Here is a 12,133-nt window from a genome sequence, read left to right as displayed (position 1 = left end):
CCCTACCCCTGCCCACCCTTGGGCAGGGGTAGGGATTCCCGGGGGCTCCGCCCCCGGACCCCTCAGCCGTGGCCGAAGACCGTGCTCGCCAACGCCACATGGATCGCCGTGCCGCCCAGCACGCTCAGCACCGCGTTGCGGCGCCACAGGTGGAGGCCGAGTGTGGCCGCGAGGGCCAGGGCGACGGGCGGGGCGGTCGTGGGGGAGACGTCGCGGAGGGTGTACACGGTGAGGATCACCATCACGCCGACCGGCATGTGCACGCTGAGGTAGCGCAGGGTGTCGCTCGCCCGCAGGGGGGCCAGCGCGGCGAAGGGCAGGCAGCGGAGCGCCCAGGTGACGGCGGCGGAGATGGCGACGGCGGAGGCGACGTAGGCCGTGTTGTCAGGCACGGGCCGTCTCCCCTCGCGGCGCGAGGGCGCGGCGGGCCAGGAGGCCGGCGGTGAACAGGCCCAGCGCGGCGAGCAGCATCTGCCCGGGCAGCACGAAACGGGCCACCAGCGCGCATACCAGGGCGAGGACGGGGGTGGGGATGTCGCGCTTGGCGAGGTACGCGTCGACGGCCAGGACGACGAACAGGGCGGTCAGCGCGAAGTCCAGGCCGGCCAGTTCCGCGGGGACCAGGGCGCCGAAGAGCGCGCCGAGGGTGGCGCCGGCGACCCAGTAGACCTGGCACAGCGCCTGGAGCCAGACGATCCGCCGACCGCTCCAGCTGTGCGCGGACTCCCCGGTGGTCAGGGCGTAGGCCTCGTCGGTCAGCGTGTAGGTGCTGTAGACCTTGCCGGCGCGGCTCCTGACCCGGTGCAGCGGGAAGGACAGGGCGTAGAAGACGTGCCGGAAGTTGACCAGGAACGCCGTGAGCGCGACCTGGGCCAGCGGCGTCGCCGCGGCGATGAGGCCGACGAGGAGGAACTCCAGCGAGCCCGCGTACACGAAGGCGGTGATCGCGGACGCCCACCACCAGTCCAGCCCCGCGTGGACGACGAGCACGCCGAAGGCTATCCCCAGCGGGAACAGGGCCAGGCCCACGGAGCTGGAGTCCTTGAGGGCCGACCGGAAGTCGGACCTGGTGGGAGGGGGTGCGGCGGTGTCCTGGTGCTCGCGGTCCATGACCACGTCCGACGGAGCGTTCATACGGCAATTTTAGATTTTTCGCCGCGTAATTTAGTTTCCGATCATTCCTTTGAATCTTCGGCATGAGACACTTCATTACATGGACAGCATCGACCGGGAAATTTTGTTCCATCTGCGCCAGGACGGTCGTCTGACCAATGTCGAGCTGGCCAAACGGGTCGGTCTCACACCGCCGCCCTGTCTGCGCCGGGTCAAGCGGCTGGAGGACGAGGGGATCATCACCGGCTACCGGGCCCGTATCGACCCGGCGGCGTCCGGCCGGAACTTCGAGGTGATGGCCGCCGTGGAGATCGGCGTCAACGATCTCCAGACGGTCGAGGAGCTGGAATCGGCGATCGCCTCCTACGACGAGGTCGTCGAGTTCCACCGCCTCTTCGGCCGGCCCGACTACTTCATCCGCGTCGCCGTCGAGGACCACGCGGCGTACGAGACGTTCCTGACCACCAAGCTGATCGGGCTGCGGGCCGTCACCCGCGTCGACTCCCACCTGGTCATGAAGAAGATCAAGACGGACGACTGAGGGATCCCCTACGCGTGAGGGCTCTCATACGCGCTCGACGATCGTCACGTTCGCCTGCCCGCCCCCCTCGCACATCACCTGCAGGCCGAAGCGTCCGCCCACCCGCTCCAGTTCGTGGACGAGCGTCGTCATCAGCCTCGCCCCCGTCGCCCCCAGCGGATGCCCGAGCGCTATCGCGCCGCCGTTGACGTTGACGCGGTCCGGGTCGGCGCCGGTCTCCTTCAGCCAGGCCAGGACCACGGGGGCGAAGGCCTCGTTGACCTCGAAGAGGTCGATGCCGTCCACGGTCAGGCCCGCCCGGCGCAGGGCGCGGGCCGTCGCCGGGACGGGGGCGGTGAGCATGCGGATGGGGTCCTCGCCGCGCACGGAGAGGTGGTGGATCCGGGCGCGGGGGGTCAGTCCGTGATCGCGTACGGCGCGTTCGTTCGCGATCAGCAGGGCCGCCGCGCCGTCCGAGACCTGGGAGGAGACGGCGGCGGTGATCCGGCCGCCGGGGACGACCGGCCGGAGGGCGGCCATGCGGGCGAGGGAGGTGTCGCGGCGCGGGCCCTCGTCGGCCGTGACGTCCCCGTACGGCGCGGTCTCCCGGGTGAAGCGGCCCTCGTCGGCGGCGCGCACCGCCCGTTCGTGGGAGCGCAGCGCGTACTCCTCCATCGCCTCGCGGGTGATGCCCCACTGGTCGGCGACGGTCTCGGCGCCGTGGAACTGGTTGACGGGCCGGTCCCCGTAGCGGGCCCGCCAGCCGTGGGAGCCGGCGAAGGGGCCTTGGGTGAGCCCGAGGGGTTCGGCGGCGCGGTGGAAGGCGTAGCCGATGGGGATCCGCGACATGCTCTGGGTGCCGCCCGCCACGACGAGGTCCTGGGTGCCGGAGAGCACGGCCTGGGCGGCGAAGTGGACGGCCTGCTGGCCGGAGCCGCACTGCCGGTCGACGGTGACGCCGGGGACCTCCTCGGGGAGGCCGGCGGCCAGCCAGCTGGTGCGGGCGATGTCCCCGGCCTGCGGGCCGACGGCGTCGAGGCAGCCGAGGACGACGTCGTCGACGGCCGCCGGGTCGGCGCCCGTGCGCCGGAACAGTTCGGCGATGACGTGGGCGCCCAGGTCGGCGGGGTGGGCGGTGGCGAGGGCGCCGCCGCGCCGGCCGACGGGGGTGCGTACCGCTTCGACGATGAACGCTTCGGCCATGACGACTCCTAGGGTCGTGGGGCGATGCCGTCCAGGACCATGGACAGGTACTGCCGGGCGATCTCCTCCGGGCTGTGCGTCCCGCCGGGCCGGTACCAGGACGCGGCCACCCAGACGGTGTCGCGCAGGAAGCGGTAGGCGAGGCGGATGTCGAGGTCGGCGCGGAAGTCCCCGCCGGCCACGCCGCGCCGCAGGACGCCCAGCCACATCTCCTCGAACTTCCGCCGGGAGTCGGCGAGGTAGGAGAAGCGGGGGTTCCCGGCGAGGTGCGGGGACTCCTTCTGGTAGAGGGCGACGGCCGCGCGGTGCCGGTCGATCTCGCGGAAGGACGCGGTGACGAGCGCCGTGACGGTCTCGCGGGGGCCGGGCGCGGCGGTGAGCACGGCGTCGTAGCGGGCCCACAGGTCGTCGAGGAAGCCGGTGAGGATCTCGTCGAGCATCGACTCCTTGGAGTCGAAGTGGTAGTAGAGGCTTCCGGCGAGCATGCCCGCCTCGTCGGCGATCCGGCGGACGGTGGTGGCCCGGTAGCCGTGCTCGGCGAACACCTGGGCGGCGGTGGCGAGCAGTTCGGCGCGCCGCGCCGGCGCCGCCTTGTCAGGGGTGGTCTTCTTGCTGGTCGGCACGGTGCCATTGTCATTCACGATCGTTCTCGTTCACGCACGCTGGCTGCTGACGGCGACGGTCTCCCCGGTCATGTACGAGGAGTAGTCGCTGGCGAGGAAGACGATGACGTTGGCGACCTCCCAGGGCTCGGCCGCCCGGCCGAACGCCTCCCGTTCCGCGAGCCGTTCGAGCAGCTCGGGGGTGGTGACCCGGGCCAGGTGGGGGTGGGTGGCGAGGCTCGGGGCGACGGCGTTGACGCGGACGCCGTGGTCGGCGGCCTCCAGGGCCGCGCAGCGGGTGAGGGCCATGACGCCGGCCTTGGCGGCGGCGTAGTGGGCCTGGCCGCGCTGGGCGCGCCAGCCGAGGACCGAGGCGTTGTTGACGACGGCGCCGCCGGTGCCGCGCGCCCGCATGCGGCGCAGGGCGGCGCGGGTGCAGCGGAAGGTGCCGGTGAGGGTGGTGTCGAGGACCCGGTGCCACTGGTCGTCGGTCATGTCGGCGAGTTCGGCGGTGCCGCCGAGGCCCGCGTTGTTGACGAGGACGTCGAGGGTTCCGTGGCGTTCCTCGGCGAGGTCGAGGAGGGCGGCGACGTGGGCCTCGTCGGTGACGTCGCAGGGCGTCCCGGCCACGCGGTCCGCCCCGAACTCCCCCGCGAGCTCCGCCACCACGAGTGCGAGGCGGGGCGCGTGGGCGTCGCCCAGGACGACGCTCGCGCCCTCCTCCAGGAAGCGGCGGGCGGTGGCGCCGCCGATGCCGGTGCCCGCGGCGGCGGTGATGACGGCGGTGCGGCCGGTCAGCAGGTCGTGGCCGGGTGGCGGGTGCGGCGGGCCGGAGCTCTCGACGCTGCTCATGGCCCCACGCTAACCTACCAAACACTTGTTAGGGAAGGATGGTTGATGACCACTGACCCTGTCGCGGAGCCCGCCGAGAGCCCTGTGGTGCGCTACGAGCGCGACGGCCCCGTCGCGACCGTCACCATGAACCGGCCCGCGTACCGCAACGCGCAGAACTCCGCGATGACCTACGCCCTGGACACGGCCTTCTCCGAGGCGGCGGCCGACGACGACGTCCGGGTCGTCGTCCTGGCCGGTGCGGGCGAGCACTTCTCGGCGGGGCACGACATCGGGTCGCCCGGCCGTGACGCTCATCTGCCGTTTCCCCGCCGGGCCGGCCTGTGGTGGGACCACTGCGGCAAGGCGGGCGCCGAGGGGCGCTTCGCCCGTGAGTCCGAGGTGTACCTCGGGATGTGCCGGCGCTGGCGCGAGCTGCCCAAACCGCTGATCGCGAGCGTCCAGGGGGCGTGTGTGGCGGGCGGGTTGATGCTGGCGTGGGTGTGCGACCTGATCGTGGCGAGCGAGGACGCGTTCTTCGCCGACCCGGTCGTACGGATGGGCGTCCCCGGCGTCGAGTACTTCGCCCACCCGTGGGTGATGCCGCCCCGGATCGCCAAGGAACTCCTCTACACCGGCGACCGGATGAGCGCGCGGCGCGCCTACGAGGTGGGGATGGTCAACCGTGTGGTGCCGAGGGACGGGCTGGCCGCCGAGACCCGCGCCCTGGCCGGGCGGATCGCGCGGATGCCCCGGATGGGGCTGGCGCTGACGAAACGGGCGGTCAATCAGGCCGAGGACCTCCAGGGGCTGCACAGCGGCCTGGACTCGGCCTTCGCCCTCCACCACCTCGCGCACGCGCACAACGCGGAGACGGCCGGCGATCCGCTCGCCGGGATGGACGCCAGGAGCATGAGAGACGCCGGAAGCACGAGAGCGGAGTCCTGACGTGGACCTCGACCTCACCCCCGAGGAGACCGCCTTCCGCGCGGAGGCGCGGGCCTGGCTGGCGGAGCACGTGCCCGCCGCCCCGCTCGCCCCGCCGGAGACCGCGCGGGGCTTCGCCGAACACCGGGCGTGGGAGCGGACGCTGTACAAGGGCCGCTGGTCGGCGGTCTCCTGGCCGTACGCCTACGGGGGCCGGGGCGCCTCGCCGGTGGAGTCGCTGGTCTTCGAGGAGGAGTACCACGCGGCGGGCGCGCCCGTCCGGGTCTCCCAGAACGGTGTCGCCCTGCTCGCCCCCACGCTCCTCGCGCACGGCACCGAGGAGCAGCGGGCGCGGATCCTGCCGCCGATGGCGCGCGGCGAGACGGTCTGGGCGCAGGCGTGGTCCGAGCCGGAGGCGGGCTCCGACCTCGCCGCGCTGCGCTCGGTGGCGGTCCGTACGGAGGGCGGCTGGCTGCTCGGCGGGAACAAGACGTGGTCCTCGCGGGCGGTGTTCGCGGACCGGGCCTTCGGGCTGTTCCGCAGCCACCCGGACGCGGACCGTCCGCACCGGGGGCTGACGTACGCGCTGTTCCCGCTGGACGCGCCCGGGGTGACCGTACGGCCCGTCGGGCGTCTCGACGGGAAGCCCGTCTTCGCCGAGATCTTCCTGGACGAGGTCTTCGTGCCGGACGAGGACGTCGTCGGGGAGCCGGGGCGGGGCTGGCAGGTGGCGATGAGCACGGCGGGCAGCGAGCGCGGGACGGCGCTGCGCGCCCCGGGCCGGTTCACGGCGGCGGCCGGGCGGCTGGTGGAGCTGTGGCGTTCGGCCGCGGATCCCGGTGACACGGCGCTGCGGGACCGGGTCGCGGACGCGGTGATCCGGGCGCGGGCGTACCGGCTGTACGCCTACGCGCGGGCGTCGCGGCCGGGTCCGCCGCCGGGGGCGGAGGCGAGCCTGATGAAGGTGTTCTGGTCGGAGCTGGACCTGGCGCTGCACGAGACGGCCCTGGACCTGCTGGGCGCGGAGGGTGAACTCGTCGGCGCCGACTGGGCGCAGGGCTGGCTGTTCGCCCTGGCCGGGCCGGTCTACGCCGGGACGAACGAGATCCAGCGGGATGTGATCGCGGAGCGGTTGCTGGGGCTGCCGAAGGGACGGCGGGGATGAGGTTCGCGCTGGATGCCGAGCAGACGGCCTTCGGGCGCTCGCTGGACCGGATGTTCGCGGCGGCGGACACGCCCTCGGCGGTCCGGGCGTGGGCGCGCGGCGAGCACGGGCCGGGGCGGGCGTTGTGGCGCCGGGCGGCGGACGCGGGCGTGTTCACGCTGGCGGCGCCGGAGGGGTTCGGCGGGGTGGGGCCGCTGCCGGTGGAACTGGGCGTCGCCTTCGTCGAGTTCGGCCGGAACTGTGTGCCGGGCCCGCTGGTGGAGACGGTGGCGGTGACGGCCCTGCTGTCGCGGCTGGCGGAGGCCGGGGAGGCGGCGCCCGCGAAGGAGTGGGTGCCGGGGCTGTGCGCGGGCCGGGCGCGGGTGACCCTGGCGGCGCCGGCGGCGGGACCGTACGCGCTGGACGCGGACGCGGCGGACGCGATGTTCGTGGTGACCGGCAGCGGGGAGGGGGCGGCCGCCGAGCTGCGGCGGGCACCCGGCCATGGGCCGGTCCTGCCGTCCGTCGATCCCGCGCGGCGCCTGGCCCTTCCGGCTGCGGGCGGGGAGCTGCTGGCGGCCGGGCCCGCCGTGCGGGAGGCGGCCGGGTACGCCGGGCTGTGGGCGGCGTACGCGACCGCCGCGCAGGCGCTGGGCGTGGGGCACGCGCTTCTCGACCGGACGGTGGCGCACGCGGGGCGGCGCGTCCAGTTCGGCGCGGTGATCGGTTCGTTCCAGGCGGTCAAGCACCGGCTGGCGGACGTACTGATCGGCCTGGAGTTCGCGCGGCCGCTGCTGTACGGCGCGGCCGTGGCCCTCGCGGCGGGCTCCCCGGGCGTCCGGGCGGAGGTGGCGGCTGCCAAGGCGGCCGCCTGCGACGCGGCGTACGCGGCGGCGCGCACGGCGCTCCAGGTGCACGGCGCGATCGGCTACACGTCCGAGTACGACCTGTCGCTGTGGCTGGGCAAGGCGCGGGCGCTGCGGCAGGCGTGGGGGTCGCCGGAGGACTGCCGGCGGGAGGTCCTGGAACTCCCCTCGTAACTCTTTCGCCAGTAAAACACCTGCTAACGTCTTTGTATGGTGAAGCTCCCTCCCCTGCCCCTGCGCGGTCTGGTCCGGCTGAGGCCGGCGGCGGACATCTGGCGCCGGCCCGCGCTGAGCGCGGCGGCCGCGATGGCCGTCCTGGACGTGACGCTCCTCGCGCTCGGCCGCCTCGACCTCGCCCTCTACACCGCCGCCGGAGCGCTCTGCGCGCTGTACGCGCACGACCGGCCCTACGCCCGGCGCGCCCGGACGCTGGCCTGGGTGGTCCTGGGCGCGGTCGCGGGCATGGGCGTGGCCCTGACCAGCGCCGCGTTCATCCACTCGGCCCCACTGCTGGTCCTGCTCGCGGCGCTCGTCGCGGCGGTCCACAAGGCCGTGTGCGACGCGGCGCGCATCGGGCCGCCGGGAAACGTGGTGCTGACGTTCGTCACGTCGACGGCGTTCTTCGTGCCGCAACGGGCGGCGGAGGTGCCCGCGCACCTGGGGCTGGTCGCGGCGAGCGGGGCGCTGGCCTGGCTGATCTGCATGGCCCCGGGCCTCCTCCGGCCGCACGGGCCGGAGCGGATCGCCGTGGCGCGCCTCCTGGAGGCGACGGCCCGGGGCGACCGGCACGCGGTGCTGGTGACGGCGGAGGCGGCGCGGCGGGCGTGCGCGGGCGAGCCCGCCCTGGAGGCGCCGGTCAGGTGGGCCGAGGCAGCGTCCGAGGGAGAGGCGGGGCGACTGCGGGAGGTGGCGCGGGAGCTGCGCCGTGGGAATTCCCCGATCCCGCCCCTTCCCGATGCCGGGGACTTCGCCCCCGGGCCCCCGTTCCGCGCTGACGCGCGGTGTCCTCGAACGCCGGACGGGCTGTATTTGGCCGCGACCCGCGTCGCGCTCGGCGGCACCCTCGCCGGATGGCTCGCCCTCGCGCTGGGGGGTACCCACCCCCACTGGGCCGTCGTCGCCGCCGCGTCCGTCGTCCAGGCGCATGCCACCGCGTCCTGGCAGCGCGGCGCCCAGCGCGTGATCGGCAATGTCGTGGGGCTGGCGCTGTTCGCCGTGCTGCTGCCCCTCGCCCGGACGGGTGAGGTCGTCATGGTGGCGGTCGCGCTCGCGCTCCAGGTGGCGGCGGAGGCGACCATCGCGCGGAACTACTGGCTGGGCAGCGTGTTCGTGACGCCGATGGCGCTGCTGCTGGGCGAGTTCGCCGGGGCGCACCCGGCGGGCGGGACCATGACGGACCGGGGCGTCGACACGGTGGCGGGCGCCGCCGTAGGGGTGCTGGTCTGTCTGCTGATCGCCGACGCACGGGCCGTCGACCGGGTGGAGGCCGCGCTCCGCCGGGTCCACGACGCCCGTACCGGCACGCGGGACGCGCCCGGCGCCCGGGAGCGGCTCGGGGCGGCGCTGCTGGAGCTGCGCGCGGCGGCGGACGTCGCGGCCGGTGAGCGGCGGCGCGCGCTGCCCGAGGCGCGGATCGCCGCACGGGTCGCCCACGAGGAGCGCGAGGGGCACCGGGCCCTGGCCGCCCTCCACGCCCCCGCGCCGTCCGCCGGCTGACGGCACGCGGCTCTCCGGCGGGCCTCGGCGGATCCACCCGCGCCCGGCGCGGCAGAATCTACCGGGGAACACCGACTGGAGAGGATCGAGAAACCGTGGCCGAGGACGCCGAGGACATCGTCGCGCGCGTGCTGCGCCAGTGGCAGCAGGTCCACCCCGGACTCGACACCGCGCCGATGGCCGTGATCGGCAGGCTCAACAGGTGCGCCGCCCTGCTCCAGCAGGCCACGGACGCCCCGTTGGTGCGCGAGGGGCTGACGCGGGCGGAGTTCGACATCCTGGGCACCCTGCGGCGCACGGGCCGGGAGCTGACGCCCGGGCAGATCGCCCGGGAGACGTTCGCCTCGGGCGCGGCCGTCACCAAGCGGCTGCGGGTGCTGGAGGAGCGCGGCCTGGTCGCGCGCCGCCCGGACGACCGCGACCGGCGGGTGGCCCATCTGTCGCTGACCGACTCCGGCCGGGAGCTCATCGACGTGCTGATCCCACGTCAGCTCGAGTACGAGCAGGCGCTGCTCGCGGGCCTCGGCAAGGACCGGCAGGACGAGCTCGCCGACACCCTCGCCGAGCTGCTCGTCCTCCTCGAAGGCCGGCTCGGCGGCCTCCAGCCTTAAGCCTCCGGGCCCCTTACAGGACGCGCGGCTGCGTGAAGCGGAGCATGTTGCCGGACGGGTCGCGGAAGGCGCAGTCGCGGACGCCGTAGGGCTGGTCGACCGGCTCCTGGAGGACCTCGCCACCGGCGGCCCGGATCTTTTCGAAAGTGGCGTCACAGTCGTCGGTCGAGAAGATCACGCCGCGCAGCAGGCCCTTGGCCAGCAGCTCCGCCATGGCCTGCCGGTCGGCGGGCGAGGCGTTGGGGTCGGCGAGCGGCGGTTCGAGGACGATCTCCACGTCCGGCTGCGCGGGCGATCCGACGGTCACCCAGCGCATCCCCTCGAACCCGACGTCGTTGCGCACCTCCAGGCCGAGGATGTCGCGGTAGAAGGCGAGGGCCTTGTCATGGTCGTCGACTGCGATGAAGCACTGCGAAAGCTTGATTGTCATGCCCTAGACGCTACGAGGCGGCGGCCGGATCCGCTTCTCCGATCCTGACCGGTTGCCCGGTCCCCTCCCCGGCCCCGGCCCCCGACGGCTCCCTGGTCCTGAGCGGCCGCGTGTAGATCTTGGCCACGCACGCCGGGATCGCGGCACCCTCCTCGTGGCGGCGGGCCCGGTACGCGCTCGGGCTCTCGCCGACCAGCTCGGTGAAGCGCGAGCTGAACGACCCCAGTGACGTGCACCCGACCGCGAAGCAGACCTCCGTCACACTCAGGTCGCCCCGCCGCAGCAGCGCCTTGGCCCGCTCGATACGGCGGGTCATCAGGTAGTTGTAGGGCGTCTCGCCGAAGGCGGCGCGGAAGCTGCGCGAGAAGTGCCCGGACGACATGAGCGCGACGCGGGCCAGCGCCGGTACGTCCAGGGGCAGCGCGTAGTCGCGGTCGATCACGTCCCGCGCACGGCGCAGTCTCACGAGGTCCTCAAGTGTCACGCGCTCCAGCATCGCACGCCGGTCAGGCGTCCCTGCCTTCCCGGTCCTGTGCGACGAAACGGGCCAGAAGGCCGTGCAGCCGGTGCTGTTCTCCGGGGTCGAGAACGTCCAGCAGTTCGAGCATCGCGCCGCGGAAGAGCTCGTTGGCCTCGCGCAGACGCCGCTCGCCCTCCTCGGTGATCACGATCTCGTACGCCCGGCGGTCGTTCGGCGCCCGTCGCCGCTCCAGCAGGTGCCGGCGCTCCAGGTCGTCGACGATCCGCACCAGGGTGGACTTGTCGATGCCGATGGCCGCGCCCAGTTCGCGCTGGCTGCGGACCGGGCCGGCCTGGACCGCGGTCAGCACGCCGGCGTGCTGCAGCTCGATGCCGGCCGGCCGGGCCGCTCGGTTGGCCTTCGAGCGGGCGAGCTGGTGGGCACGGAACATCAGCAGTCCGAGGGCGGCCGGGTCGACCGGTTGAGCTTCCATGGGCACGATGCTAGCGTCTGAGATGGTCTCAAATGAGATGATCTCAGAAGGTGGCAATCATGCGCGTTCTGATAGTCGGCGCGGGTCTGGCCGGACCGTGCCTCGCCCACGGCCTGCGACGGCACGGCCATGACGTACGGCTCTTCGAGCGGGATCCCGCCGTCGACGCCCGCGCGCAGGGGTACCGGATCCACATCAACGGCGACGGGGACGCGGCGCTGCGCCGGTGGCTGCCCGCCGAGGCCTACGAGCAGGCCGTCGCCACGTCCTGCGTGGCCACCGGCGGCGTCAGCACGACCGACGCCGGCCTGCGGGAATTCCACGAGGTCGAGCTTCCCCCGAATGCCGCGGGCATCACGGTCGACCGGCTCACACTGCGGCGGATCATGCTGCGGGACCTGATGGACGCGACCCGGTTCGGCGCCGGATTCTCCCGTTACGAGCTGCTGGACGACGGAACCGTACGGGTCTCGCTCACCGACGGCTCCACCGCCGAAGGTGACCTGCTGGTCGCCACCGACGGAGCCAACTCCGGCGTCCGGCGCCAGTTGCTGCCCGGCTTCCCCGTAACCGTCCAGGGCGCTCGGCTGGTCTACGGCCGTACGCCGTTGACCGCTCGGGCGCGGGAGCTGACACCGCCGCCGGCGCTCGACGGTTTCGTGGGCGTAGCCGGCCCGGACGGCCGGCAACTCGCGCTGGCCGCACAGCGGTTCCGCCGGAACCCGGCCGATTTCGGGCTGCCGCCGGCCGATGACTACGTCATGTGGGGTCTGACCGCCCCGGCCGGCGACTACGGCCCCGGGTTCTTCGGCCTCGGCGCCACGGAACTGCTGGAGCTGGCGGCGGAAACCGTGGCGGACTGGCACCCCTCACTGAGCGCGCTGATCCGGCTGGGGGATCCCGGGCATACCGTGCCCGCGAGCATCCAGACCTCCGAACGCCCCGGACTGTGGCCGCCCGTGCCGGTGACCCTGGTCGGCGACGCGGCCCATCCGATGCCCCCGGCCGGAATCAGCGCCGGAGCCGCGATCCACGACGCGGGCCTGCTCGCCTCCCGCCTCCTCCCGGGCGCACCCCTGCTCGACGCCGTCCGGGCGTACGAGAGGGAAATGCTCGACCACGGCTTCGACGCGGTCGCCGCCTCCACCCGGAACCACGCGGGTGACCGGCAGGGGAACGGGCTCAGGGCGCGGGCGTGATCGGGGGAGCCGGGGCGG

Annotated in this window: 15 protein-coding genes; 7 read left to right on the top strand and 8 right to left on the bottom strand. The window is 73.9% G+C overall.

The features are described from left to right. Positions 1-62 precede the first annotated feature (62 nt). Both K6I33_RS22730 and K6I33_RS22725 read right to left on the bottom strand, forming a co-directional pair. The gene (locus K6I33_RS22730) at positions 63-392 is read right to left on the bottom strand and encodes a branched-chain amino acid transporter permease (RefSeq protein ID WP_229356103.1); all 330 of its coding nucleotides are present in this window, start codon (positions 390-392) and stop codon (positions 63-65) included. Further along, positions 385-1,134: an AzlC family ABC transporter permease gene (locus tag K6I33_RS22725; RefSeq protein WP_229356094.1), complete on the bottom strand. Its 750-nt coding sequence runs from the start codon at positions 1,132-1,134 to the stop codon at positions 385-387. Before K6I33_RS22725 ends, K6I33_RS22730 begins: the two co-directional genes overlap by 8 nt. Before the next feature lie 79 nt (positions 1,135-1,213). Here K6I33_RS22725 and K6I33_RS22720 point away from each other — a divergent pair, with 79 nt between their 5' ends. Beyond that, complete coding sequence (locus K6I33_RS22720; protein WP_229356092.1) at positions 1,214-1,654, top strand: Lrp/AsnC family transcriptional regulator; 441 nt, start codon at positions 1,214-1,216, stop codon at positions 1,652-1,654. Between the two features lie 24 nt (positions 1,655-1,678). Here the strand turns inward: K6I33_RS22720 and K6I33_RS22715 are convergent, their stop codons facing one another. From K6I33_RS22715 to K6I33_RS22705, 3 genes are read right to left on the bottom strand one after another with little or no spacing between them, the layout of a single operon-like run. Further along, a complete protein-coding gene (locus tag K6I33_RS22715) occupies positions 1,679-2,836 on the bottom strand; it encodes an acetyl-CoA C-acetyltransferase (RefSeq protein ID WP_229356090.1) in 1,158 nt (385 codons plus the stop codon). Between the two features lie 8 nt (positions 2,837-2,844). Beyond that, a complete protein-coding gene (locus K6I33_RS22710; RefSeq protein ID WP_229356088.1) occupies positions 2,845-3,459 on the bottom strand; it encodes a TetR/AcrR family transcriptional regulator in 615 nt (204 codons plus the stop codon). A gap of 30 nt (positions 3,460-3,489) precedes the next feature. Further along, a complete protein-coding gene (locus tag K6I33_RS22705; RefSeq protein ID WP_229356086.1) occupies positions 3,490-4,290 on the bottom strand; it encodes an SDR family oxidoreductase in 801 nt (266 codons plus the stop codon). 45 nt (positions 4,291-4,335) lie between these two features. Between K6I33_RS22705 and K6I33_RS22700 the strand changes: the two genes are divergently transcribed. The 5 genes from K6I33_RS22700 (at position 4,336) to K6I33_RS22680 (ending at position 9,533) form a co-directional block, all read left to right on the top strand. Continuing rightward, entirely contained in the window at positions 4,336-5,217 is an 882-nt protein-coding gene (locus K6I33_RS22700; RefSeq protein ID WP_229356084.1) for an enoyl-CoA hydratase, read from the top strand. 1 nt (position 5,218) lies between these two features. Beyond that, positions 5,219-6,361, top strand: a complete 1,143-nt coding sequence (locus K6I33_RS22695) for an acyl-CoA dehydrogenase family protein (protein WP_229356082.1) — start codon at positions 5,219-5,221, stop codon at positions 6,359-6,361. Beyond that, a complete protein-coding gene (locus K6I33_RS22690; RefSeq protein ID WP_229356080.1) occupies positions 6,358-7,380 on the top strand; it encodes an acyl-CoA dehydrogenase in 1,023 nt (340 codons plus the stop codon). Before K6I33_RS22695 ends, K6I33_RS22690 begins: the two co-directional genes overlap by 4 nt. 36 nt (positions 7,381-7,416) lie before the next feature. Further along, positions 7,417-8,922 carry an FUSC family protein gene (locus tag K6I33_RS22685; RefSeq protein ID WP_229356078.1) on the top strand — a complete coding sequence of 502 codons (1,506 nt, stop codon included), beginning with the start codon at positions 7,417-7,419 and terminating at the stop codon, positions 8,920-8,922. A gap of 95 nt (positions 8,923-9,017) precedes the next feature. Further along, a complete protein-coding gene (locus K6I33_RS22680) occupies positions 9,018-9,533 on the top strand; it encodes a MarR family winged helix-turn-helix transcriptional regulator (protein WP_229356076.1) in 516 nt (171 codons plus the stop codon). A gap of 13 nt (positions 9,534-9,546) precedes the next feature. Here K6I33_RS22680 and K6I33_RS22675 read toward each other — a convergent pair whose 3' ends face one another. Genes K6I33_RS22675 through K6I33_RS22665 form a run of 3 tightly spaced genes read right to left on the bottom strand, consistent with a single transcriptional unit; the run spans position 9,547 to position 10,916 of the window. Further along, entirely contained in the window at positions 9,547-9,963 is a 417-nt protein-coding gene (locus tag K6I33_RS22675) for a VOC family protein (protein WP_229356072.1), read from the bottom strand. Between the two features lie 10 nt (positions 9,964-9,973). Next, entirely contained in the window at positions 9,974-10,459 is a 486-nt protein-coding gene (locus tag K6I33_RS22670) for a helix-turn-helix transcriptional regulator (protein WP_229356070.1), read from the bottom strand. 10 nt (positions 10,460-10,469) lie between these two features. Then, complete coding sequence (locus K6I33_RS22665; protein WP_229356068.1) at positions 10,470-10,916, bottom strand: MarR family winged helix-turn-helix transcriptional regulator; 447 nt, start codon at positions 10,914-10,916, stop codon at positions 10,470-10,472. A 59-nt stretch (positions 10,917-10,975) separates the two neighbouring features. On the opposite strand from K6I33_RS22665, the gene K6I33_RS22660 reads away from it, so the two are divergent. Beyond that, a complete protein-coding gene (locus K6I33_RS22660) occupies positions 10,976-12,115 on the top strand; it encodes an NAD(P)/FAD-dependent oxidoreductase (RefSeq protein WP_229356066.1) in 1,140 nt (379 codons plus the stop codon). Positions 12,116-12,133 lie beyond the last annotated feature (18 nt).

Origin of the sequence: Streptomyces sp. UNOB3_S3, from assembly GCF_020740895.1 — a bacterium.
Classification (GTDB): domain Bacteria; phylum Actinomycetota; class Actinomycetes; order Streptomycetales; family Streptomycetaceae; genus Streptomyces.
Note: the sequence above shows the minus strand (reverse complement) of the source record. Positions and strands in the feature narration are given on the sequence as shown.